This is a genomic window from Streptomyces sp. NPDC059957 (assembly GCF_042730015.1).
GTDB lineage: Bacteria > Actinomycetota > Actinomycetes > Streptomycetales > Streptomycetaceae > Streptomyces.
Map to the genome: position 1 here is coordinate 8,622 of NZ_JBHWMB010000085.1, position 22,268 is coordinate 30,889.

General features: G+C 71.3%; 19 protein-coding genes. 13 read left to right on the top strand and 6 right to left on the bottom strand.

Features of this window, described 5'->3' with window-relative positions; translation table 11 throughout:
* From ACFWBW_RS35805 to ACFWBW_RS35815, 3 genes are all read left to right on the top strand, one after another.
* Nucleotides 1–1,045 (top strand): hypothetical protein (locus tag ACFWBW_RS35805; protein ID WP_385381987.1); only part of this gene is annotated, 1,045 nt, incomplete at its 5' end.
* Nucleotides 1,042–2,325, top strand: coding sequence for a hypothetical protein (locus ACFWBW_RS35810; RefSeq protein WP_385381990.1), 1,284 nt, complete (start codon nucleotides 1,042–1,044; stop codon nucleotides 2,323–2,325). The genes ACFWBW_RS35805 and ACFWBW_RS35810, both read left to right, overlap by 4 nt.
* A complete protein-coding gene (locus tag ACFWBW_RS35815; protein ID WP_385381993.1) occupies nucleotides 2,322–3,650 on the top strand; it encodes a hypothetical protein in 1,329 nt (442 codons plus the stop codon). The genes ACFWBW_RS35810 and ACFWBW_RS35815 overlap by 4 nt, the downstream gene beginning before the upstream one ends.
* A gap of 100 nt (nucleotides 3,651–3,750) precedes the next feature.
* Here ACFWBW_RS35815 and ACFWBW_RS35820 read toward each other — a convergent pair whose 3' ends face one another.
* Nucleotides 3,751–5,247: a peptide MFS transporter gene (locus ACFWBW_RS35820; protein ID WP_385381995.1), complete on the bottom strand. Its 1,497-nt coding sequence runs from the start codon at nucleotides 5,245–5,247 to the stop codon at nucleotides 3,751–3,753.
* A gap of 488 nt (nucleotides 5,248–5,735) precedes the next feature.
* Between ACFWBW_RS35820 and ACFWBW_RS35825 the strand changes: the two genes are divergently transcribed.
* Together ACFWBW_RS35825 and ACFWBW_RS35830 are read left to right on the top strand one after the other, a co-directional pair.
* A complete protein-coding gene (locus ACFWBW_RS35825) occupies nucleotides 5,736–6,413 on the top strand; it encodes a response regulator transcription factor (protein WP_385381998.1) in 678 nt (225 codons plus the stop codon).
* Between the two features lie 39 nt (nucleotides 6,414–6,452).
* Nucleotides 6,453–7,718, top strand: a complete 1,266-nt coding sequence (locus ACFWBW_RS35830) for an ATP-binding protein (RefSeq protein WP_385382001.1) — start codon at nucleotides 6,453–6,455, stop codon at nucleotides 7,716–7,718.
* 11 nt (nucleotides 7,719–7,729) lie between these two features.
* Here the strand turns inward: ACFWBW_RS35830 and ACFWBW_RS35835 are convergent, their stop codons facing one another.
* The gene (locus tag ACFWBW_RS35835; protein WP_385382004.1) at nucleotides 7,730–8,287 is read right to left on the bottom strand and encodes a GtrA family protein; all 558 of its coding nucleotides are present in this window, start codon (nucleotides 8,285–8,287) and stop codon (nucleotides 7,730–7,732) included.
* Nucleotides 8,288–8,497: 210 nt separating this feature from the next.
* Here ACFWBW_RS35835 and ACFWBW_RS35840 point away from each other — a divergent pair, with 210 nt between their 5' ends.
* Entirely contained in the window at nucleotides 8,498–9,637 is a 1,140-nt protein-coding gene (locus ACFWBW_RS35840) for a 5-(carboxyamino)imidazole ribonucleotide synthase (protein WP_385382007.1), read from the top strand.
* A gap of 12 nt (nucleotides 9,638–9,649) precedes the next feature.
* Here the strand turns inward: ACFWBW_RS35840 and ACFWBW_RS35845 are convergent, their stop codons facing one another.
* Nucleotides 9,650–10,612 (bottom strand): RNA-guided endonuclease InsQ/TnpB family protein, encoded by a 963-nt coding sequence (locus ACFWBW_RS35845; RefSeq protein WP_385382010.1) that lies wholly within the window; start codon nucleotides 10,610–10,612, stop codon nucleotides 9,650–9,652.
* A 115-nt stretch (nucleotides 10,613–10,727) separates the two neighbouring features.
* Between ACFWBW_RS35845 and purE the strand changes: the two genes are divergently transcribed.
* The 3 genes from purE to ACFWBW_RS35860 all read left to right on the top strand — a co-directional run bounded on the left by purE (nucleotide 10,728) and on the right by ACFWBW_RS35860 (nucleotide 13,735).
* Nucleotides 10,728–11,267 (top strand): 5-(carboxyamino)imidazole ribonucleotide mutase, encoded by a 540-nt coding sequence (gene purE / locus ACFWBW_RS35850; protein WP_385382013.1) that lies wholly within the window; start codon nucleotides 10,728–10,730, stop codon nucleotides 11,265–11,267.
* Nucleotides 11,264–12,478 carry a dipeptidase gene (locus ACFWBW_RS35855; protein WP_385382016.1) on the top strand — a complete coding sequence of 405 codons (1,215 nt, stop codon included), beginning with the start codon at nucleotides 11,264–11,266 and terminating at the stop codon, nucleotides 12,476–12,478. Before purE ends, ACFWBW_RS35855 begins: the two co-directional genes overlap by 4 nt.
* A 180-nt stretch (nucleotides 12,479–12,658) precedes the next feature.
* Nucleotides 12,659–13,735, top strand: coding sequence for a membrane dipeptidase (locus tag ACFWBW_RS35860; RefSeq protein WP_385382019.1), 1,077 nt, complete (start codon nucleotides 12,659–12,661; stop codon nucleotides 13,733–13,735).
* A 45-nt stretch (nucleotides 13,736–13,780) separates the two neighbouring features.
* On the opposite strand, the gene ACFWBW_RS35865 is transcribed toward ACFWBW_RS35860, so the two are convergent.
* Together ACFWBW_RS35865 and ACFWBW_RS35870 are read right to left on the bottom strand one after the other, a co-directional pair.
* Nucleotides 13,781–15,091, bottom strand: a complete 1,311-nt coding sequence (locus ACFWBW_RS35865) for a glycosyltransferase 87 family protein (RefSeq protein ID WP_385382022.1) — start codon at nucleotides 15,089–15,091, stop codon at nucleotides 13,781–13,783.
* Between the two features lie 147 nt (nucleotides 15,092–15,238).
* Nucleotides 15,239–16,591: a UDP-glucose dehydrogenase family protein gene (locus ACFWBW_RS35870; RefSeq protein ID WP_385382025.1), complete on the bottom strand. Its 1,353-nt coding sequence runs from the start codon at nucleotides 16,589–16,591 to the stop codon at nucleotides 15,239–15,241.
* 250 nt (nucleotides 16,592–16,841) lie between these two features.
* Between ACFWBW_RS35870 and ACFWBW_RS35875 the strand changes: the two genes are divergently transcribed.
* From ACFWBW_RS35875 to ACFWBW_RS35885, 3 genes are all read left to right on the top strand, one after another.
* A complete protein-coding gene (locus tag ACFWBW_RS35875) occupies nucleotides 16,842–18,014 on the top strand; it encodes an acyl-CoA dehydrogenase family protein (protein ID WP_250736830.1) in 1,173 nt (390 codons plus the stop codon).
* 92 nt (nucleotides 18,015–18,106) lie between these two features.
* Nucleotides 18,107–18,757 carry a hypothetical protein gene (locus ACFWBW_RS35880; protein ID WP_385382029.1) on the top strand — a complete coding sequence of 217 codons (651 nt, stop codon included), beginning with the start codon at nucleotides 18,107–18,109 and terminating at the stop codon, nucleotides 18,755–18,757.
* A gap of 114 nt (nucleotides 18,758–18,871) precedes the next feature.
* On the top strand, nucleotides 18,872–19,954 hold the full coding sequence (locus ACFWBW_RS35885; RefSeq protein ID WP_266878072.1) for an NDP-sugar synthase: 1,083 nt from the start codon (nucleotides 18,872–18,874) through the stop codon (nucleotides 19,952–19,954).
* Between the two features lie 71 nt (nucleotides 19,955–20,025).
* On the opposite strand, the gene ACFWBW_RS35890 is transcribed toward ACFWBW_RS35885, so the two are convergent.
* Nucleotides 20,026–21,363 carry an LCP family protein gene (locus tag ACFWBW_RS35890; protein WP_385382033.1) on the bottom strand — a complete coding sequence of 446 codons (1,338 nt, stop codon included), beginning with the start codon at nucleotides 21,361–21,363 and terminating at the stop codon, nucleotides 20,026–20,028.
* Nucleotides 21,364–21,469: 106 nt separating this feature from the next.
* Here ACFWBW_RS35890 and ACFWBW_RS35895 point away from each other — a divergent pair, with 106 nt between their 5' ends.
* Nucleotides 21,470–22,012 carry an acyl-CoA thioesterase gene (locus ACFWBW_RS35895; RefSeq protein WP_243335130.1) on the top strand — a complete coding sequence of 181 codons (543 nt, stop codon included), beginning with the start codon at nucleotides 21,470–21,472 and terminating at the stop codon, nucleotides 22,010–22,012.
* Nucleotides 22,013–22,268: the final 256 nt, after the last annotated feature.

Here is a 22,268-nt window from a genome sequence, read left to right on the forward strand (position 1 = left end):
TTTCTCATCCCTTCCCCCCCCCCCGAAACTTCTAGTACTCCCCCCACCCCCCCCCCGTCCTCACGGCCCCCCCCCCTTCCCCCCTGCCGGTGCCCCGGCCCCGGCCGCCGGTGACGGGCCCGGCTGGACCGCCGAGCCCGTCGCCGGGAGTGCGCCGGCGGCGGCGAAGACCGGGGCCCGCCCTTACGTCGCCCGCCCGTTCTTCTACGTCGCGGGCCCCTCCGGCACGGTCCTGGAGGACCGCCTCGTCCTGGCCAACACCAGTGGCCAGGAGCGCACCATCACCCTGCGCGGCGCCGACGCCTACAACACGGCGGCAGGCGCCTTCGCGGTGCGCCCGGCGACGGAGTCCACCGGCGCGGGCCTCTGGATCAGCTTCGGCGCGGGCGCCACGGTCAAGGTCCCGGCGCACACCCGCGCCGTGGTCCCCTTCACCGTCACCGTGCCGCCCGGCTCCCCGCCCGGCGACCACCCGGCGGCCGTCGTCGCCACCGAGGCCGGCCGCGAGGTGGGCGTACGGGTCCACCTGCGCGTCGGCGGCCCGGCGCTGGCGGCGCTCACGGTCGAGGACGTCTCCGTACGCGGCAAGGGGGCGACCGCGCGCGTCGCGTACACCCTGGTCAACCGCGGCAACGTGGCCCTCGCCCCCGAACTCGCCATCAGTGCCGAGGGAACCCTCGGCAAGGTCGCGGGCCGCAGCGCCCGCACCCTGCCGGTCGAGGTGCTGCCCGGCCAGCGCGTGGAACTGACCGAACCCTGGCCCGGCGCGCCCGTGTTCGACCGGGTCGCCCTGACCCTCACCGTCACGGCCCCCGGCGGCGCCCGCGCCACGGGGAGCACCTCGGCCTGGTTCGTGCCCTGGGGGATCGCGGGCGCGACCGGCCTCGGGCTGCTGGGCCTCGGCGCCGTCGCGGCCACCGCCCTGCTCCTCGCACGCAAGCGGCGGACCCGGTCCGGCGACGGGCCCGCGCCCGCGCCGCACGGGAGCGCCGTACCCGAAGAAGCCCCAGCGCCGGAACACGAGTTGACGGGAGCACCCAGGTGAGCGCCAAGGCCGGTGGGAGACACGGCGGCAAGGTCAGGGCCCTGGTCGCGGCGGGATGCGCGGGACTGGCGGCGGGGCTGGTGGCGTGCGCGCTGGCGCTGTCCGCGGCAGCCCCGGCCGCCGCGGACGACGGCAAACCCGCCGTTGCCCTCTCCCTCAAGGAAGCCGCCAAGGGCACGGAGATAGCCGTCACCGGAACGGGCTGGCGGCCCAAGACCATGGTGATGCTGCTGGTCTGCGGGCAGAACATGATCGGCGGCACCAACAGCTGCGCCAACGCCGACGGCGTGGCCGTCTCGGTCGCCGACGACGGGCACTTCTCCGCCCAGCTCCCGGTGGTCGCCCCGCCCAAGCCCTGCCCCTGCGTGGTCAACGTGACCTCCGTCAACGGGGACCAGTCCACCGTCGGGGCCCCGCTGAAGATCACCGACCACCCGGTGGCCGACCTGCCCGCCGAGGGCGGCACGGCCCGGCTCGCCCTGCTCACCGGGGTCCAGCTCAAGGGCGAGGACGGGGTGCTGACCTGGTTCGGTGCCCCGCCCGGCCGGAAGTTCACGGTCACCGTGGGCAATCTCGGCTCCGCCGCGGTCAAGGACCCGGTCTTCCAGCTCGGCACCGCCCACGGGGTGTTCGCACCGACCTGGGAAGAGGTCCGCTGGAAGGGCACCATCCCGCCCGGGGGCAAGGCGGAGGTCGCCCTCGACGCGACCCTCACCGGCGGCGCCCACGGGGACTACACCCTCTCCCTCAAGTACGGGGAGACGGTCCTGGCCACACAGCCCTGGGGCGTGGCACGCCCGTACGGGGTGCTGCTGTTCTGGGGCCTGCTCCTCCTGGTGATCCCGGCCGCGATCTTCCGGATCGGCATGGCCGTCGTCGACAAGGTCCGCCCGCGCACGGGTCCCGGGGTGAACGGCGGCCGGCACCGCGGCCACCGGCCGCCGGCCGACCCGGCGGCGGCGGTGACCGCGCGGCTGCCGCGGATCCCGGCGGTACGGGGACCCGCGCGGGGCCCCGTACGAGGACCGCTGCGCGGTTCCGGACCGACCCGCTCCGCCCAGGCGGCGGAGCCCCCACAGACCACCACGGCGGTACTGCCGTGGTTCACCCCGGACAGCGCGCCGGGGACACCGGATCCCTCCGCGTCAGCGAAGGAACCGCAGGCACGACAGGCACCACAGGAAGCACAGGAAGCACAGGCACCACGAGAAACAGAAGCACCTGCACCACAGACGTCCGCACCGTCTGAGAACAGTCCGACGACGAAGGGACTTCAGTGAAAACCCAACGGAGGGCGAGCGCGGCCGCGGTCGCGCTGCTGCTCGGCGGCGCGGGCATCGCCATGGGGGCCACACCCGCCCAGGCGGTCGTGGTCGACGTCAAGTACGACTGCAAGACCCCCATCGGGGACAAGTCGGCGGTCTCGCCGATCGACATCAAGGCCGTGAAGGAGGGCAGCGGCTACAAGCTGACGATGTCCTTCCAGAAGGGCGTCTCCTCCAGCCCCATCGAGCTCGGCAAGGGCGCGATGACCCCGAGCGCCAAGATCGTCCTGGGCGGCGCCGACACGGGGGCGGTCGACGTCACCGGCCCGGCCAACCCCGAACCCATCCCGGCCAACACGCCGATCAAGATCAGCGACCTCTCGGGCACGTACACGCCCAAGAAGTCCGGCAAGGTCACCTTCACCGCCGGCGTACTGCTGATCAAGGCGATGGGGACGACCTCCACCTGCACCCCGGGCAACAGCCCGGCACCGTCCCTGGAGCTGGACGTGAAGGTGGGGGGCCCCAGCCAGCCCCCGTCGAGCCCGCCGCCGAGCAGCCGGCCGCCGACGAGCGCCCCGCCGAGCAGCCAGCCGCCGACCAGCGCCCCGCCGAGCAGCCGGCCGCCCACCAGTCAGCCGCCCACCAGCGGGCCGCCGACGAGCCCGTCGCCCTCCGCGTCCGGCGGGGGCCAGACCGACTTCCCGGGCCAGACCGTCGACGTCACCTTCGACTGCGGGGCCTTCATCCCCGGCGGCCCCCTGAAGGGCAAGGTGACGATCAACGCGAAGAAGAACGGCGGCAACTACGACCTGACCGCCACGACCGCCAAGGGCGTGATGAACAGCCCCGCGGACCTTCCGGCGGGAGCGCTCCAGCCCGCGCTGGACATCAAGCTCGGCGGCGCCGACAGCGGCATCGTCAAGGTCAGCGGCCCGGGCAACCCCGAGGCGATCAAGGGCGGCTCCCCGGTCAGCCTCAGTGACATGAAGGGCACCTACAAGCCCGGCAAGACCGGCAAGACCACGCTGACCCCGGACAAGCTGACCATCAACGTGGTCATGGCCCCGGGCGCCGCCCCGATCGTGGTGCCCTGCGCCGCGACGGCCAGCGCGGTGTCGCTCACGCTGGACACCGCCGCCCAGCCCGGCGGCTCGGGCACCTCCGGCACCTCCGGCACTTCTGGCAGCGCCTCCGGCACCTCGGGCGGCCTCGCCGAGACCGGCGCCTCGGACGACGGCGGCATCAAGGCCCTGGCCCTGGTCGCCGGCACGGTCATCCTGCTCGGCGCGGCCGTCTTCACCTTCACCCCGTGGCGCCGCCTGCGCGGCCAGCGGTAGCGGTAGCGGTAGCTGCACGCTCACCGAAGCAGCCCGCGGAAACAGAACGGCCCGGCACACCTTCCGGTGTGCCGGGCCGTTCGCCCTGTCGGGGGGTGCGTCAGTGCACGCCGCCCATGAGGGGCTGGACCTTCTTGCGGTACATGTAGATCGCGATACCGGCGAGCACCGCGAGCACGCCCTGGGTGGCGAACCAGCCCTGGGTGTCCGTCGGGGCGCCGAGCAGCTGGAGCAGCGCGATCGTGGAGTCACCGGCGGTGACCGCGAGGAAGAAGACACCCATCATCTGGGAGGCGTACTTCTGCGGCGCCAGCTTGGTGGTCAGCGACAGGCCGACGGGGGAGAGGGTGAGCTCACCGACGGTCTGGATGAAGTAGACGCCGACCAGCCACATCGGGCTGACCTTCGTGTCACCGGTGGCCAGACCCTGGGCGATCATCATGACGCCGAAGGAGACGCCGATCATGACCAGCGCGAAGGAGAACTTCGCGAGGGTGGTGGGCTCCTTGGAGCGACGGGCCAGCGCCACCCACAGCATCGCGAAGAGGGGCGCGAGCGCCATCACGAACAGCGGGTTGAGCGACTGGAACCAGCTCTCCGGGAAGTTGAAGCCGAACAGCGTGCTGTCCGTGCTGTCCTTCGCGAACAGGGCCAGCGTGGAGCCGGTCTGGTCGTAGATCGCCCAGAAGATCGCGGCGGCGGCGAAGAACCAGACGTACGCCGACATGCGCGAGCGCTCGACACCCGAGAGGTCCTTGTCGCGCTTGATGCGCAGGATCGCCCAGGCGGGGAGGACCAGACCGGCGATGGTCAGCGGCCACAGCGCGTAGTTGATCGTGAAGATGCCGGCCAGGCCGATGATCGCGTAGGCGGCGGCGGCGACGCCGAGCCAGATCAGGCCCTTCTTGATGACGGAGGACTTCTCGGCGGCGCTCAGCGGGCTCGGAACCGTGTTGGAGACCGGGTTCAGGTGGCGGAAGCCGAAGAAGTAGAAGGCGAGGCCCAGGGCCATGCCGACACCGGCCATGGCGAAGCCGAGGTGCCAGTTGATCTCCTGGCCGACGTAGCCGATGGTCAGCGGCGCGACGAAGGCACCGAGGTTGATGCCCATGTAGAAGATCGTGAAGCCGCCGTCACGGCGGGGGTCGTTCTTCTCGGTGTACAGCTGGCCGACCATCGTGGAGATGTTGGCCTTCAGGACACCGGAACCGGCGGCGATGAGCGCCAGGCCGATGAAGAACGAGATGGACGAGGGCACCGCCAGCAGGAAGTGACCCGTCATGATCACGACACCGGCAACGGCCACGGCCTTGCGGGCACCCCACACGCGGTCACCGAGCCAGCCGCCCGGGAGGGCGAGGAGGTAGACCATCGCGTTGTAGACGGAGTAGATCGCGACCGCGGTCGCGTCGTTCATCCCGAGGCCGCCGTCGGCCACGTTGGTGGCCAGGAACAGCACGAGCAGCGCGCGCATGCCGTAGAAGCTGTAGCGCTCCCACATCTCCGTCATGAAGAGGAAGGCGAGGCCGCTGGGGTGGCCGAGGAAGGTCTTCTCGGTGGCGTTACCGGCCGAGTCCTTCGTCAGGCTGGAAGCCATGGTCGATCCTTGCTTGCTCGGGACGCTTCGCTTCGTGAGCGGAACAGCGCCCGGACGATTAGCCGGTACCGGCGGCGGATCCCCCACCCCACGCCCGGGGGTCTCGCCCCTGTGGGGGGAGAAGGGAACATCCGTAACCGGGATCCACGCCCGCTCGCGCACCATCGCGCGGCGGGCCCGGCCCATAGGTCATTCACTGTCATCGAGGCCGGACGGGTGAGTCCTGTCGAGACTTCCCGTCCGATCAGGACAGAAATAGAGACCTTCGGCTGTGTTTGGCTCGAAAGTCTCATGGAGGTAGTGCATCAGGCGTCTCGACACCATACGACACGACAGTGCCGGATATGAAAGTACTTGAGATATGGATCACAGGTCGTGGTGGAATCAACGGAGCATATTCGAAGGTGGTTAGTAGTTCCTAAGCCCAGATAGACAGGGCTCTGTACGCGGGCCTCTTCTTTCCCCCGCCGCGGACTACCATCACCCACATGACGCGTGTACTGCTCGCCGAGGACGACGCATCCATCTCGGAACCCCTGGCCCGCGCCCTGCGCCGGGAAGGGTACGAGGTCGAGGTCCGGGAGGACGGCCCCACCGCCCTGGACGCGGGACTGCAGGGCGGCATCGACCTCGTCGTCCTGGACCTGGGCCTGCCGGGCATGGACGGTCTGGAGGTCGCCCGCAGGCTGCGCGCCGAGGGCCACGGCTTCCCGATCCTGGTCCTCACCGCCCGCGCCGACGAGGTCGACACGGTCGTGGGCCTGGACGCCGGCGCCGACGACTACGTGACCAAACCCTTCCGGCTCGCCGAGCTGCTCGCCCGCGTCCGGGCCCTGCTGCGGCGCGGCGCCACCGAGTCCGCCCAGGCCCCCGCCACCCACGGGGTGCGGATCGACGTCGAATCGCACCGCGCCTGGATGGGCGAGGAGGAGCTCCAGCTCACGGCGAAGGAGTTCGACCTGCTGCGGGTCCTCGTCCGCGACGCCGGCCGGGTCGTCACCCGCGACCAGCTGATGCGCGAGGTCTGGGACACCACCTGGTGGTCCTCCACCAAGACCCTCGACATGCACATCTCCTGGCTGCGCAAGAAGCTCGGCGACGACGCGGCCAACCCCCGCTACATCGCCACCGTCCGCGGAGTCGGCTTCCGCTTCGAGAAGAGCTGAAACCACGCCGGACCGCATATCTAGGGCATTCTCGGAGCCATGCGCCGCCGTCTGATCAACTCCACGCTCGCCGTGGTGCTCGTCGTCATCGCCGTCTTCGGGGTCTCCCTCGTCATCGTCGAGACCCGCACCATCACCAGCAGCGCCCAGGACCGCATCGAGTCCGAGGCGCTGCGGCTGGTGGGCATCGTCGAGAGCGACGTCCTGGAGAAGCAGCAGGTCGACCCCGGCGCCCTGGCCGAACAGCTCGACTCCGGCCGGTACGCCCGGATCACCATCCCCGGCCGGGAGCCGATCGAGATCGGCAGCCGCATCACCGAGAGCGTCATCCGGGGCACCGCCCTCGGTGAGCAGGGCGAGACCGTGATCGTCGAGGAGCCGCGCTCCACCGTCACCCGCGAGGTCGGCCGGACCCTGGCCGTGGTCGGCGCCGTCGCCCTGCTCGCCGTCGTGGCGGCCGTCCTGCTCGCCGTACGCCAGGCCAACCGGCTGGCCTCCCCGCTGACCGACCTCGCCGAGACGGCCGAGCGCCTGGGCTCGGGCGACCCGCGCCCCCGCCACAAGCGCTACGGGGTCCCCGAGCTGGACCGGGTCGCGGACGTACTGGACTCCAGCGCCGAGCGGATCGGCCGCATGCTCACCGCCGAGCGGCGCCTGGCCGCGGACGCCTCGCACCAGCTGCGCACCCCGCTCACGGCCCTGTCGATGCGGCTGGAGGAGATCACCGTCACCGACGACCTGGAGACCGTACGGGAGGAGGCGACGATCGCCCTCACCCAGGTGGAGCGGCTCACGGACGTGGTCCAGCGGCTCCTGACGAACTCCAGGGACCCGCGCACGGGCTCGGCCGTCCCCTTCGACCTGGACGAGGTCGTCAAACAGCAGCTGGAGGAGTGGCGCCCCGCCTACCGCAGCGCCGGCCGGGCCGTCGTCCGCTCCGGGAAGACCGGCATCCGCGCCGTGGGCACCCCGGGCGCCGTCTCGCAGGTCCTGGCGACCCTGGTGGAGAACTCCCTCATGCACGGCGGCGGCACCGTGGCCCTGCGGACCCGGGTGATCGGCAACCAGGCCGTACTGGAGGTCACGGACGAGGGGCCGGGCGTCCCGCCGGACCTCGGCAACCGGATCTTCGAGCGGGCCATCAGCGGCCGCAACTCCACCGGCATCGGCCTCGCCGTGGCCCGGGACCTCGCGGAGGCCGACGGCGGCCGTCTGGAACTGCTGCAGACCCGGCCGCCGGTGTTCGCCCTGTTCCTCAGCCGGACCGCGCCGGACCGCTCGGACCCGGAGCAGACGGTCCGCTGACCGGGCGGGACTCAGTTCGCGGCGGTTTCCGGGGTCCGCGCCGGCGCCGGCGCCGGCGCCTGTGCCTCCGCCGGGGCCTGGCCGTCCCGCTGCTCGACGACCAGGGAGGCCGCGGCCGGCGTGGGCAGGGCCTTGAAGACCCAGGTCCGGTAGGACCAGAAGCGGAACACGGTGGCGATGCCGATGCCGGTGAACTTGAAGAAGTTCGAGGCGAGCGGCCCGTCCCAGTGGAAGCCGTAGGTGGCCGTGAACAGGATGCCGTTCTCGATCACGAGCCCGATCGCGCTGAACGCGAGGAACAGCCCGAGCTCACGGGTGCGGCCCGCTCCGGTCCGGTCGGCCCGGTCCCGGTAGGCGAAGTAGCGGAAGCCCAGGTAGTTCGTGACGATGGCGACCAGGGTGGCTATCACGCTCGCGCGCACCACCTGGAGGTCGGTGACCTGCCTGATCAGGTTGAAGACGCCCAGATTGACCAGGACTCCCAGCCCGCCGACGGCCCCGAACCTGGCGATCTCGCGCGCGAGCCCGCGCACGCGGTCGAGGACGGATCCGCTCTCCGGCTTGCTCATATGAGGCTCAGTCCTGTCTTCGGGGCCCCCGTATGAGGCGTCACACGTTTTACTGCGCGCGCCCATGCTAAGTGTCGCCCCATCGGTACGTCTGCGCCTTCGGACACCGTGCGACACACGGCACACCCGCCACCCGCGGTCGCCTGGTACCGGCCACCGCCACCCGGATGCGCGTCCGGATGGCGGAATACCGCCGGATACCCTGGAGGAGTGACGTTCCCGGTAGTCGGCATGGTCGGCGGCGGACAGCTCGCCCGCATGACCCACGAGGCGGGTATCCCCCTCGGCATCAGATTCAAGATCCTCAGTGACACCCCACAGGACTCGGCGGCCCAGGTCGTGAGCGACGTCGTCATCGGCGACTATCGCGATCTGGAGACCCTGCGCGCCTTCGCGCGCGGCTGTGACGTGATCACCTTCGACCACGAGCACGTGCCCATCGCGCACCTGCGGGCCCTGGAAGCCGACGGCATCGCCGTCCGCCCGGGGCCCGACGCGCTGATGCACGCCGCGGACAAGGGGGTGATGCGCGCCAGGCTCGACGAGATCGGCGCGCCCAGTCCCCGCCACCGGATCGTGAGCGATCCGGCGGACGCGGCGGCCTTCGCCGAAGAGGTCGGCGGGTTCCCCGTCATCCTCAAGACGGTGCGCGGCGGGTACGACGGAAAGGGCGTGTGGTTCGTCCGTACGCAGGCGGACGCCGAGGCCCCGTTCAAGGCGGGCGTCCCGGTCCTGGCCGAGGAGAAGGTGGATTACGTCCGCGAGCTCGCGGCCAACATCGTCCGCTCCCCGCACGGCCAGGCCGTGTCCTACCCGGTCGTGGAGTCGATCCAGGTGGACGGGGTCTGCGACACGGTCATCGCCCCCGCCCCGAACCTCTCGGAGGCCCTGGCCGGCGAGGCCCAGGCCCTGGCCCTGCGCATCGCCAAGGAACTCGACGTGACCGGCCACCTCGCCGTGGAGCTGTTCGAGACCACCGACGGCCGGATCCTGGTCAACGAACTGGCGATGCGCCCGCACAACAGCGGCCACTGGACCCAGGACGGTGCCATCACCTCCCAGTTCGCCAACCACGTACGGGCCGTCCTGGACCTGCCCCTCGGCGACCCGCGCCCCCGCGCCCGCTGGACGGTCATGGCGAACGTGCTCGGCGGGGACTACCCCGACATGTACGCGGCGTACCTGCACTGCATGGCCCACGACCCCCAGCTGAAGATCCACATGTACGGCAAGGACGTGAAACAGGGCCGCAAGGTCGGCCACGTCAACACCTACGGCGACGATCTGGACGATGTGCTGGAGCGCGCACGTCACGCAGCCGGCTACCTCAGAGGAACCATCCAAGATTGACCTGCCCCCTCCCTACCGGGAGGGGGTTCCCACCCTCGCGCGTGGGGTTTCCTGCTTCACCACGGACCGCCCCGGCCGAGAGGAGGTCTCCCGTTGAGGTCCGACGTCCGTTCCACAGGCAGTGACCGCCAGCCCGGCGGCCAGAAGGTTGATCGCTGCGTTCCCGTCCCTGTCATGGGTCGTTCCGCAGGTCTCGCACGTCCACTCACGGACCCTCGCCACCCGAGTACGGGCCTTGGCTCGGTTGTTGCTGCCCTGCTCCTTCCGCGAGAGTGCCCGCTGGGCGCGCGCCAGGCGCTCCCGTTCCTTGCGCTCGTGCTTCGGATTCCGGACCTTCTCGCCGGTGGAGAGCGTGACCAGGGCTGTCAACCCGGCATCGATTCCGATCGCGTGTGTCGTGTCCGGCATCGAAACCGGGGTGTCCTCGCAGAGGAGGGACACGAACCAGCGATGCGCGCCGTCACGAGAGACCGTGACCGTCGACGGCACGGCCCCCGCGGGCAGGGGTCGGGACCACACGATGGCCAGCGGCGCGGCCATTTTCGCGAGCGTCAGCCGGCCATCCGCGTAGCGGAAGGCGCTGCGCGTGTACTCGGCGCTCTGCCGGGCCCTCCGTTTCGATTTGAAGTGCGGGTACCTGGACCGCTTCGCCCAGAAGCCGACGAATGCCGCGTGCAGGTGCCTCAGCGTCTGCTGGAGCGGTACGGAGGACACCTCGGTCAGATAGGCCAGATCAGCGGTCTTCTTCCACGCCGTGAGCATCGCCGACGTCTGTCCGACACCCACACGCTCCCGGCCCGTCGCCCATGCCTCTGTGCGGGCGGCGAGGGCCAGATTGTAGACCTTCCGTACGCACCCGAACGTCCGCGACAGCTCCGCTGCCTGCGTGTCGTTCGGATAGAAGCGGTATTTGAAGGCCCGCTTCACAGAAGAATCCCCCACGTCCTGGACGCTATGGGTGGCTACCACCCGCATACAACCCCAGGTGAAAGCATCACGGAGCGGTAAGGCCGCCGCGCTGCGGCCCCGGGCCGTCGATGCGTTTCCAGCCCCGGCAGAGTCCGGGAATTACCACGCAAGGAGAGTTGGGATGAGCACGTCCCCCGCAGCAGCTCCCGTCATCGGCATCGTCATGGGCTCGGACTCCGACTGGCCCGTCATGGAGGCGGCCGCCCAGGCACTCGACGAGTTCGAGATCCCCTACGAGGTGGACGTGGTCTCCGCCCACCGGATGCCGCGCGAGATGATCGCGTACGGGGAGCAGGCCGACGGGCGCGGCCTGAAGGCGATCATCGCGGGCGCGGGCGGCGCCGCCCACCTGCCCGGCATGCTCGCCTCCGTCACCCCGCTGCCCGTCATCGGGGTACCCGTCCCGCTGAAGTACCTCGACGGCATGGACTCCCTGATGTCGATCGTCCAGATGCCGGCCGGAATCCCCGTCGCCACCGTCTCGATCGCCGGCGCCCGCAACGCCGGGCTGCTCGCCGTACGGATGCTGGCCGCGCACGACCCGGAGCTGCGGGCCCGCATGAACGACTTCCTCCAGGACCTCAACGACCAGGCCACGGAGAAGGGCAAGCGGCTGCGCACCAAGGTCGCCGGTCAGGACTCCTTCGGATTCGGCAAGTGAGCACGGCGGGCGGGACGGGCGCCGCCCGGCACCTGGACGCCGCGCGCGAACTGCTCGCCGAGCACCCGGTCGTCGACGGGCACAACGACCTGCCCTGGGCCCTGCGCGAGACCGTGCGCTACGACCTGGACCAGCGGGACATCGGCCTCGACCAGAAGGGCCACCTGCACACCGACATCCCCCGGCTGCGCGCCGGCGGGGTCGGCGCGCAGTTCTGGTCGGTCTACGTGCGCTCCGACTACGCGGGCGACGACGCGGTCAGCGCCACCCTGGAGCAGATCGACGTCGTCGCCCAGCTGATCGACCGTTACCCGCGCGATCTGGTGCGGGCCCTGACGGCCGACGACATGGAGGCGGCGCGCGCCGAGGGCCGGATCGCCTCGCTGATGGGCGCCGAGGGCGGGCACTCCATCAACAACTCGCTCGCCACCCTGCGCGCCCTGCACCAGCTCGGCGTGCGGTACATGACGCTCACGCACAACGACACCATCGACTGGGCGGATTCGGCGACCGACGAGCCCCGGCACGGGGGCCTCAGCGAGTTCGGCCGCGAGGTCGTCCGCGAGATGAACCGGATCGGCATGCTCGTCGACCTCTCGCACGTCGCCGCGACCACGATGCGCGACGCGCTCGCGGTCACGGCGGCGCCGGTGGTCTTCTCGCACTCCTCGGCCCGGGCCGTCTGTGACCACGTGCGCAACATCCCCGACGACGTGCTGGCGCTGCTGCCGGCCAACGGCGGGGTCGCGATGGCCACCTTCGTGCCCAAGTTCATCCTCCCGGCAGCCGTCGAGTGGACCCTGGCCGCCGACGAGAACCTGCGCGCGCACGGCCACCACCACCTCGACACGACCCCCGCGGCGATGGCCCTGCACCGGGCCTTCGAGGAGGCGCGCCCGCGCCCGGTGGCCACGGCCGCCACGGTCGCCGACCACCTCGACCACATGCGCGAGGTGGCCGGGGTCGACCACATCGGCATCGGCGGGGACTACGACGGCACCGCCTTCACCCCGGCCGGGCTGGACGACGTGGCCGGGTACCCCAACCTGGTCGCCGAGCTGCTGGCACGCCGCTGGTCCAAGGCCGACCTGGCGAAGCTGACCTGGTCGAACGCGGTACGGACGCTGCGCGACGCCGAAGCGGTGGCGCGCGAGCAGTCGGCCGCCCGGGGCCCGTCCAACGCGGTGCTCCCGCAGCCCGCGGCTTCCTGACCGGTCCCGCCCGGCGGATCCGGCGTACGGGCTGTGACCAGCGAACACCTGCTGGTTACACCCGAACGCCACATCCGCCGGGCGCCTCCGGCGTCCCACATGTCACGGTGGCAACATCTTCCCTGCTTCTCTCCCGCTGCTTTTCTTAGGGACACAGCCGCCGAGACCGGAGCGCACGCCATGGCCGACCTGCAGGACGAACCGCACACGAACCCGGTGACCCCCGTGGGCCCCGGCTCCCTAGGAGCCGAGGATCCCACCGGCACGGTGCTCCCGGGCGCCCTGGACCGGGCCGCCGCACTGCTTTGCGTCCATCCCGTCGCGGATGGCTGCAACACCCTCGTCTGGACCCTTCGGACAAGTCCGTACCACGACATCGACACCTCGGACGCGGGCATCGACACCGACATCCCGCGGCTGCGCGCCGGTGGGGTGGGGGCCCAGTTCTGGTCGCTGCTCACGCCGCGCGAGGCCGCCGCCACCGACCAGGTGGTGTCCGACACCCTCGAACAGATCGACGGGGCACTGGCCCTGATGCACCGTTACCCCGACAGCCTCTGCCTGGCGCTGACCGCCGACGACCTGGCGGACGCCCGCAACCGGGGCCGCATCGCCTCCTTCCTGGGTCCCGTTCCCGGCCGCACCCTGACGGACTCGCTGGGCACGCTGCGCGCGTTCCACGCGCTGGGCGTACGGATCCTCGCGCCGGCCGGGGCGCCCTGGGCGATGGAGGGACTGACCGCCTTCGGCCACGAGGTGGTCAAGGAGATGAACCGGCTGGCGATGCTGCTGGACCTCACGGGCTGCCCGCCCGCACCGGCCTGCCAGCTCGCCGCGGCCTCCAAGGCGCCGGTGATCATCTCGCACACCGGGGCGGCCGCCCTCAACCCGCACCCGGGCAACGTGACCGACGAGGTGCTGCTCGCGCTGCGCGCGGCGAACGGCCTGGCGATGGTCACCTTCGACACCGCGCGCACCGGGGACTCCCTGCACGCGGTCGCCGACCACGTGGAGCACGTACGAGACGTCGCGGGCCCCCACTGCGTGGGCCTGGGAGCCGGCTTCGGCGCCGAGCCCGGTGTCGCGCGGCCCGCGGGCCTGATGGACCCCTCGGGCTATCCGCGGCTGATCGCGGAGCTGCTGGAGCGGGGCTGGTCGGAGACCGACCTGGCGCTGCTGACCTGGGGGAACGCCCAGCGGGTGGTGCGCGACGCGGAGTTCACGGGCCGCGCGGCGCAGCACCGCAGGGCGCCTTGAGCGGGAGCTAGTGCTGTGACCCGGTGAACCTTTCCGGTCACAGCACTAGACGCGGGCCGGCACTTCGGAGCCGGCCTTGGGCGCCGGGGCCGGCACGGTCCCGGCGCCGTTCCCGTTTCCGGTGTCGTTCCCGGTTGCGGGGACGGGGCTCACGCTCGCCCGCCACAGGAGCAGGCAGGACCAGACGGCGGCCCAGCCCAGCAGGCCGTTGCGGAGCACCAGGAGGAACGTGCCGAAGACGGTGCCCGGGAGGATCTCCGAGCCGTAGGTCAGCGGGTAGATCACCGTGCTGAGCGCGGTCGAGGCCACGATCAGCCAGGCCACCGGGCGCTGCGTGGTGTGCTTGCAGGTCAGGCAGACGGCAGCGAGGCCGACCAGCCAGATCAGGTACTGCGGGCTGAGCACGCGGCTGGTGATGGTGAAGACGAGGATGGCGCACAGCGCGGCGTCGAGCGGGGTCGCGGTCGTCCAGCGGCGGGCCTTCACCCGCCACAGCAGCAGCCAGGCGAACCCGATGACCGTCAGGCCGACGGAGAGCAGGGCGACGCTGGAGACGTACGGGCCGAGGTACTCGTAGGCGCCGTAGCGGACCTCGATCTTCCCGGACCAGGCGCCGACGAGCTTGCCGAGCATCAGGGCGGAGCCGCCGAGGGACTCGACCTGGATGCCGCGGTTGCCCTGGTTGCCCAGGAAGCCGAGGGTGTCGCGGAAGAACAGCGCGAGCACGGCGAGGAGTACGGCCCCGGCCGCCACGGCCGACAGGACGGCGTCGCGCGTGGTGCGGCCGCGCGGGGTGCCGATCAGCGTGAGCAGCGGCCAGACCTTGACCAGGGCGCCGACTCCGGCGAGGACGCCGCCGAGCTTGCGGCGGAAGCGCAGGCACAGCAGCGAGCCGACGGCGAGCAGGGTGACCTGGAGGTCGTAGCGGCCGAAGGGCAGTGAGAGCAGCAGCGGCAGCGTGGTCAGCCACAGCACGGCGCCGGCCAGGCTGCCGTCGGCGCGGCGGGCGGCGCGGACCAGCCCGATGGCGATCAGCGCGTCGCAGATCACGGTCAGCGCGACGAAGGCCTGGAAGTAGGTGAGGAAGGGGAGCAGGTCGGGCGACAGGAAGATCGCCGCCGCGGCCGGCGGGTACTGCCACATGACGTCGCCGTGCGGCATGGTCCCCGTGACGAGGACGTCGTACCAGTTGTTGTAGGTCTGGGTGATCTCCACGCGCACCGAGGAGGTGCCGTGCAGGTTCACCACCAGGAGGACCACCATCAGGGTCCGAGTGGCCAGCCAGAAGCCCGCCATGGCCAGGCGGCCGGCGCGCCCCCGGAGTGCGGAGTCGATGGTCCTGCTCATACTGGTCATCGGCCGTGAGTCTAGCGATCCGCGGCGCACGGCCCCGGTGGCTCTCGCCAACGATCCGGTGACGAGATGTGAAACCGTGTATTCCGCAACGAAGCGGATCAAGGGCTGCTGCCGGCCGCGGCGCGCCGGCCGGGCGGGTGTCGCCCGTCAGGCGCGCGGGCGGCCCATCGCGCGGTACGTCCAGCCGGCGGCGCGCCACAGCTCGGGGTCCAGGGCGTTGCGGCCGTCGAGGACGAGCCGGTCGGTGACGACCTCGCCGAGGGCGGCGGGGTCCAGGTCGCGGAACTCCCGCCATTCGGTGAGGTGCAGGACGACCTCGGCGCCGCGGGCGGCGTCCAGGGCGGTGTCGGCGTACCCGAGGGTGGGGAAGACGCGGCGGGCGTTGTCCATGCCCTTGGGGTCGTAGACGGTGACCTGGCCGCCCTGGAGGTGGATCTGGCCGGCCACGTTCAGCGCGGGGGAGTCGCGGACGTCGTCGGAGTCCGGCTTGAAGGTGGCGCCCAGCACGGCGACGCGCTTGCCGAGGAAGGAACCGCCGACGGCATCGCGGGCCAGCTCGACCATGTGGCCGCGGCGGCGCATGTTGATGGAGTCGACCTCGCGCAGGAAGGTCAGGGCCTGGTCGGCACCCAGCTCACCGGCCCTCGCCATGAAGGCGCGGATGTCCTTGGGCAGGCAGCCCCCGCCGAAACCGATGCCGGCCCGCAGGAACTTCTTGCCGATGCGCTCGTCGTGGCCGATGGCCTCGGCCAGCTTCACCACGTCGCCGCCGGCGGCCTCGCAGACCTCGGCCATGGCGTTGATGAAGGAGATCTTCGTGGCGAGGAAGGAGTTGGCGGCGGTCTTGACGAGTTCGGCGGTGGGGAAGTCGGTGACGACCAGCGGGGTGCCCTCGCCCATGGGGGTCGCGTAGACCTCCCGCAGGACCTTCTCGGCGCGTTCGCCGCGTTCGCCGTCGATCCCGATGACGATCCGGTCCGGGTGCAGGGTGTCCTGGACGGCGAAGCCCTCGCGCAGGAACTCCGGGTTCCAGGCGAGTTCGATCTCCTCGCCGGCCGGGGCGAGCGCGGTCAGCTTCGCGGCGAGGCGCTCGGCGGAGCCGACGGGCACGGTGGACTTGCCGACGACCAGGGCGGGCCGGGTCAGGTGCGGGGCGAGCGATTCCACGGCGGAGTCGACGTAGCTCATGTCGCAGGCGTACTCGCCGTGCTTCTGCGGGGTGTTCACGCAGACGAAGTGGACGTCGCCGAAGGCGCCGACCTCCTCCCAGGAGGTGGTGAAGCGCAGCCGGCCCGTGGAGCCCGGCAGTCCGGCCACGTGCGCGGCCAGCAGTTCCTCCAGCCCGGGCTCGTACATGGGGACGCGGCCGGAGGCCAGCAGGGCGATCTTCTCCGGCACCACGTCCAGTCCGAGCACCTCGAACCCCAGCTCGGCCATCGCCGCGGCGTGCGTTGCGCCGAGGTATCCGGTGCCGATCACAGTGATCTTGAGGGGGGCCATGAGTGCTCCTGGAGGTGCTGGGCCGTTCGCGGCAACCGAGCATAGTCGGGCCGGTGGCCGGGGATGCATTCCGGCGTCCGTCATCCGGCCGCCACCCCGCGGCTGCCCCGTCGGCGCCCGTCGGACGCCCGCAGCGGCCCGCTGTCATGCAACTCACGTGCGACGGCCGTGTCGCGGTCGGCGGCCGGACACTAAGCTTGGGCTACTTAACGGTAGTTAACACCACGCACCACCTGGGGAGTGAGAGATCTTGGCGGGTTCTGCCGACTTCGACCTGTACCGCCCGGCCGAGGAGCACGACATGCTCCGCGAGTCCGTCCGCGCGCTCGCCGAGGCGAAGATCATGCCCTTCGCCGCCGCGGTCGACGAGGAGTCCCGCTTTCCGCAGGAGGCCCTGGACGCCCTCGTCGCCAGCGACCTGCACGCCGTCCACGTGCCCGAGACCTACGGCGGCGCGGGCGCCGACGCCCTCGCCACCGTGATCGTGATCGAGGAGGTGGCCCGCGTCTGCGCGTCCTCCTCCCTCATCCCGGCGGTCAACAAGCTCGGCTCGCTCCCGGTGATCCTCTCCGGATCCGAGGAGCTCAAGGCCAAGTACCTCGGCCCGCTGGCCAAGGGCGACGCGATGTTCTCGTACGCCCTCTCCGAGCCCGACGCGGGCTCGGACGCCGCGGGCATGAAGACCCGCGCCGTGCGCGACGGGGACTTCTGGGTGCTCAACGGCGTCAAGCGCTGGATCACCAACGCCGGCGTCTCCGAGTACTACACGGTCATGGCCGTCACCGACCCGGAGAAGCGCTCCAAGGGCATCTCGGCCTTCGTCGTCGAGAAGTCCGACGAGGGCGTCTCCTTCGGCGCCCCGGAGAAGAAGCTCGGCATCAAGGGCTCCCCGACGCGCGAGGTCTACCTCGACAACGTCCGCATCCCCGCCGACCGCATGATCGGCGCCGAGGGCACCGGATTCGCCACCGCGATGAAGACCCTCGACCACACCCGCATCACCATCGCCGCCCAGGCGCTGGGCATCGCCCAGGGCGCCCTGGACTACGCCAAGGGCTACGTCCAGGAGCGCAAGCAGTTCGGCAAGCCGATCGGCGACTTCCAGGGCGTGCAGTTCATGCTCGCGGACATGGCCATGAAGATCGAGGCCGCCCGCCAGCTGACCTACGCGGCGGCGGCCCGCTCGGAGCGCGTCTCCGGCGGCGGCCCGCACGAGGACCTCACCTTCTTCGGCGCCGCGGCCAAGTGCTTCGCCTCCGACGTGGCCATGGAGGTCACCACGGACGCGGTCCAGCTCCTCGGCGGCTACGGCTACACCCGTGACTACCCGGTGGAGCGCATGATGCGCGACGCGAAGATCACCCAGATCTACGAGGGCACGAACCAGGTCCAGCGCATCGTCATGGCCCGCAACCTGCCGTAGGGGTCCGACCTCGCGTGTTCCGGCCGGCGGCGCAGCCTCTAGGCTGTGCGCCGGTCGGCTCCGGGCGCGGGGTCCCAGGGGGCGGGAACAGGATGTCCGTAGAACGTCACACAGCGGGGATGCTCCAGCAGATCGCCCGTCAGCAGGACTTCGTCGAGATCGCCCCGCAGGGCACCGCGCTGAAGGCGGCCGCCCTGGCACACGTGGCGGAGCAGTACGGCTACGCGTACGACACGGCGTACAGGACCGGGTTCAGGAACTCGCTCGTCCAGGTCCGCATGTACCGGGACCCGCGGCCCGAAGCGCGCGTCCGCGAGGCGGCCACCATCACCGCCCATCCGCAGGCGGGCAACGGAGGGACGGTGCCGGGGCTGGAGCAGGGTTCGCTGAAGCCGCTCCCCGGGGCGGTCGGCGCCGTGGCCGTGCTGAAGGACCTCGTCACCTTCGACGTCATGGCCCTGTACATCGCCGACCGGAGCCTGAAGGCGAAGCTCTACCTCGCCTGCGCGGCCCTGACCGGTCTCATGCTCTTCGAGAAGTCGCCGGCCGAGGCGCTCGTCTCCGGCGGGGCGGTCGCGCTGGTCCTCACCGCGGCGTTCGCGGTGGGCACGACCCGCCGCGCGAGGATCGCACAGCGGCTGACGGCCGCCGGGTTCCACGAGGTGCGCGACCAACAGGGCGGCCGGCGATTCCTGGGCCCGGGGCAGCAGTTGCCCGGCCACGCCAACCCGTTCGCCGCCTGAGGCCCTGGCCTGCGACGCAGACCGCCACACACATCGGGCACCAGCCCCCTGGGGATCCCCCGGATGGGCTAAATTTGGACCTTCGTACGCCGGAACCGGTTGGGGAGAACGCAAATGACGGAAGCGATCCTGCTGGTCGGCGGACAGGGGACGCGGCTGCGCCCCGTCACGGTGAACACGCCGAAGCCGATGGTGCACACGGCAGGCGTTCCCTTCCTCGCCCACCAGATAGCCCGTGCCGCCGCCGCAGGCGTCACGCACATCGTGATGGCCACCTGCTATCTCGCCGAGGTCTTCGAGCCCTACTTCGGGGACGGGTCCGACTTCGGCGTCCACCTGGAGTACGTGGTCGAGGACGAGCCGCTGGGCACCGGCGGCGCCATCCGCAACGCGGCGCGGCTGCTCACCGGCGGCCCGGACTCCTCCGTGCTCGTCTTCAACGGGGACATCCTCACCGGCCTGGACATCGCCGGGCTCGTCGAATCGCACAAGGCGGCCGACGCCGACGTCTCCCTGCACCTGGTCCGGGTCGACGATCCGCGCGCCTTCGGCCTGGTCCCCACCGACGCCCACGGGCGGGTGCTGGCCTTCACCGAGAAGCCGCAGACGCCCGAGGAGATCATCACCGACCAGATCAACGCCGGCTGCTACGTCTTCCGGCGCAGCGTGATCGACACCATCCCGGCCGGCCGGTCCGTCTCCGTGGAGCGCGAGACCTTCCCCGGGCTGCTCGCCTCCGGGGCCACCCTGCACGGGGTCACCGAGAACACGTACTGGATGGACCTCGGCAAGCCGGAGGCCATCATCCAGGCCTCCGCCGACCTGGTCCGCGGTGTCGTCCCCTCCCCGGCCGTCCCCGGACGCCGCGGCGAGTCCCTCGTGCTGCCCGGAGCCCACGTGGCGGCCGGGGCCAAGCTGTCGGGGGGCACCGTCGTGGGCGCCGGAGCGCGCATCGAGGCGGGAGCGGTCGTCCAGGGCTCCATCGTGCTGGCGGACGCGGTCGTCGGCCCCGACGCGCAGGTGTCCGCCAGTCTGATCGGCGCCGGCGCCTCGGTGGGCGCGCGGACCGTGCTGGACGCCGCCGTCATCGGTGACGGAGCCGAAGTGGGGGCCGACAACGAGCTCCGCGCCGGCGCCCGGGTCTGGTGCGGGGCGCGGCTGCCCGACGCGGCGATCCGGTTCTCCTCCGACGCCTGAGCCGGCGCCCGGGCCTGAGTCGGCGCCCTTGCCGGGGCGGGCGCCCCGGTGAGGGGCGCCCGGCCTTGTGATCAGTTCCCGCGGACGGTGACCTTCTCGTCCTTCTGGATCTGCTGGACCAGCTGCTGCACCTTCGCCTTGTCCCAGACGAGGTTGCCGCCGCGCTGACCGGAGATCGGCATGTTCATGGACACGCCGTCACCGCCGCTGATGCCCTTCATCGCGAAGAACATCGACCCCATGTCGTACAGGCCCATGTCCTTGTCCACGATCAGCGTGTCCAGGCCCGCGCCCAGCACCGGGTACAGCGAGAACGGGTTCAGGATCGTCGACGGGGTCGCCGCCTGGCTCGCCAGCGCCGACAGGAACTTCTGCTGGTTCTTGGTCCGCTGCAGGTCCGACTCGGCGAAGGCGTAGCGGGTCCGTACGTAGGCCAGCGACTGCTCGCCGTTCAGCGTCTGGGTGCCCGCCTTGAAGTCGGCCCCGGACTTCTCGTCCTTGAACCCCTTCTCGATGTTCAGCTCCACCCCGCCCAGCGCGTCCACGATGTTCGCGAAGCCGGCGAAGCCGATCTCCGCGTAGTGGTCGATGCGCAGGCCGGTGTTGAACTCCACCGTCCGCACCAGCAGCTCCGGGCCGTCCTGCGCGTACGCCGCGTTCAGCTTGGTCCGCTTGCCGGTGCCCGCGAACTTCTTGCCCGATTCGGAGCCGACGAAGGAGGGGATCTCCACGTCGGAGTCGCGCGGCAGGGAGATCATCGTGTTCCCGCTGGAGCACTTGGCGAGGATCATCATCGAGTCGGTGCGCTTGCCCTCGGCCGAGCCGGTGTGGAGCTTCTTCTTGTCCTCGGCGGACATGCCCTCACGGCTGTCGGAGCCCACGATCAGGTAGGTCGTGCAGTCGCCCTCCTTGGGGCGCTCGATGACCTTGGAGAGGTCGACCTCGCGGCGCACGTTGGAGTCGGCCCAGAAGTACGTGCCGATGCCCGTCACGAGCAGGCCCGAGACCAGCACGATCGAGCCGATCTTGATCCGCCTGCGCCAGTCCGGGGCCGGTCCCGCCGGCCTGGCCGGGCCGCCGGGACCACCCGGGCCGCGCCCGCGCGGGCCGGCGGGCGGCTGGGAGCCGCCTCCGTACACCTGGCCGGTGTTGTAGCCGCTGTCGTAGCCGCCGCTGTACGAGCCGTCCTGCTGCGGAGGCACGTAGGCGGGCCCGGCCGGCGGCTGGGCCGGACGGCGCGGGGGCTGCTGGGGCAGCTGGGGCTGCCGGGACGCCTGGGGGCCGGGCCGCTGGACGTGCCTCATCCGCCGTGCGCCTTCCGGCTCAGCCTGGCCGCTGCCGCGGCCGTACCCGTCATCGCGGCGGCCGCGCTGGTCCTGCTCGCCGCTCCACCCGTCCCTGTCACTCATGTGCCCAAGAATGCCTGGCCGGGAGGGCAGCCGAACAGCCCGGGTGGCCCTTCGTACCGGTGCTGTTGCAGAGCTGATGCCGGGGCAGCGCACTTAAGCTGTTCCCATGACAGACATACCGGGCGACCCGGCGGGGAAGCCGATCTCCGCTTCCCGCACCACCCTGAGCCACATCATGACCGCCAACGACACCAACCTGCTCGGCACCGTGCACGGCGGCGTGATCATGAAACTGGTGGACGACGCGGCGGGCGCCGTGGCCGGCCGCCACTCCGGGGGCCCGGCCGTCACCGCCTCCATGGACGAGATGGCCTTCCTCGCCCCCGTCCGCGTGGGCGACCTCGTCCACGTCAAGGCCCAGTGCAACTGGACCGGCCGCTCCTCCATGGAGATCGGCGTACGCGTCCTCGCGGAGCGGTGGAACGAGTCCACCCCCGCCACCCAGGTCGGCAGCGCCTACCTCGTCTTCACCGCGGTCGACGCCGAGGGCAAGCCCCGCCAGGTCCCGCAGGTGATCCGGGAGACCGAGCGGGACGAGCGGCGCTATCAGGAGGCCCAGATCCGCCGCACCCACCGGCTCGCCCGCCGCCAGGCCATCCGCGACCTGCGGGAAGAGCGGTCCGCGCAGGGTCTGGACGCCGACGTCTAGGTCGTCTCTTTCGGATCTTGTCGGCCGAGCCCGGGGCGTCTGGCGCCGTGCCTGGGCGTGCTGTCGGGGCGCTCGCGTACTGGACGTACGTGGTCGCCTCGGCAGTGCGGCCAGGCGCGGTGCCAGGCGTTGCGGGCCCGGCAAGATCCGAAAGAGACGGCCTAGGTGTATTGATCACGAGCGTTGTTGACACTGGTTAGGTCTTGAACATGGCGAAGACCTCCGGTGTGGTGGGAGCTGTCTAGGAACCCATTGC

Bases quoted from the DNA above. Each gene is read 5' to 3' on its own strand.
- ACFWBW_RS35880 (WP_385382029.1), top strand. From the start codon at position 18,107: ATGTCCGTAGAACGTCACACAGCGGGGATGCTCCAGCAGATCGCCCGT.
- purE (WP_385382013.1), top strand. From the start codon at position 10,728: ATGAGCACGTCCCCCGCAGCAGCTCCCGTCATCGGCATCGTCATGGGC.
- ACFWBW_RS35895 (WP_243335130.1), top strand. From the start codon at position 21,470: ATGACAGACATACCGGGCGACCCGGCGGGGAAGCCGATCTCCGCTTCC.
- ACFWBW_RS35835 (WP_385382004.1), bottom strand. From the start codon at position 8,287: ATGAGCAAGCCGGAGAGCGGATCCGTCCTCGACCGCGTGCGCGGGCTC.
- ACFWBW_RS35860 (WP_385382019.1), top strand. From the start codon at position 12,659: ATGGCCGACCTGCAGGACGAACCGCACACGAACCCGGTGACCCCCGTG.
- ACFWBW_RS35825 (WP_385381998.1), top strand. From the start codon at position 5,736: ATGACGCGTGTACTGCTCGCCGAGGACGACGCATCCATCTCGGAACCC.
- ACFWBW_RS35845 (WP_385382010.1), bottom strand. From the start codon at position 10,612: ATGCGGGTGGTAGCCACCCATAGCGTCCAGGACGTGGGGGATTCTTCT.
- ACFWBW_RS35890 (WP_385382033.1), bottom strand. From the start codon at position 21,363: ATGAGTGACAGGGACGGGTGGAGCGGCGAGCAGGACCAGCGCGGCCGC.
- ACFWBW_RS35830 (WP_385382001.1), top strand. From the start codon at position 6,453: ATGCGCCGCCGTCTGATCAACTCCACGCTCGCCGTGGTGCTCGTCGTC.
- ACFWBW_RS35865 (WP_385382022.1), bottom strand. From the start codon at position 15,091: ATGACCAGTATGAGCAGGACCATCGACTCCGCACTCCGGGGGCGCGCC.
- ACFWBW_RS35885 (WP_266878072.1), top strand. From the start codon at position 18,872: ATGACGGAAGCGATCCTGCTGGTCGGCGGACAGGGGACGCGGCTGCGC.
- ACFWBW_RS35820 (WP_385381995.1), bottom strand. From the start codon at position 5,247: ATGGCTTCCAGCCTGACGAAGGACTCGGCCGGTAACGCCACCGAGAAG.
- ACFWBW_RS35870 (WP_385382025.1), bottom strand. From the start codon at position 16,591: ATGGCCCCCCTCAAGATCACTGTGATCGGCACCGGATACCTCGGCGCA.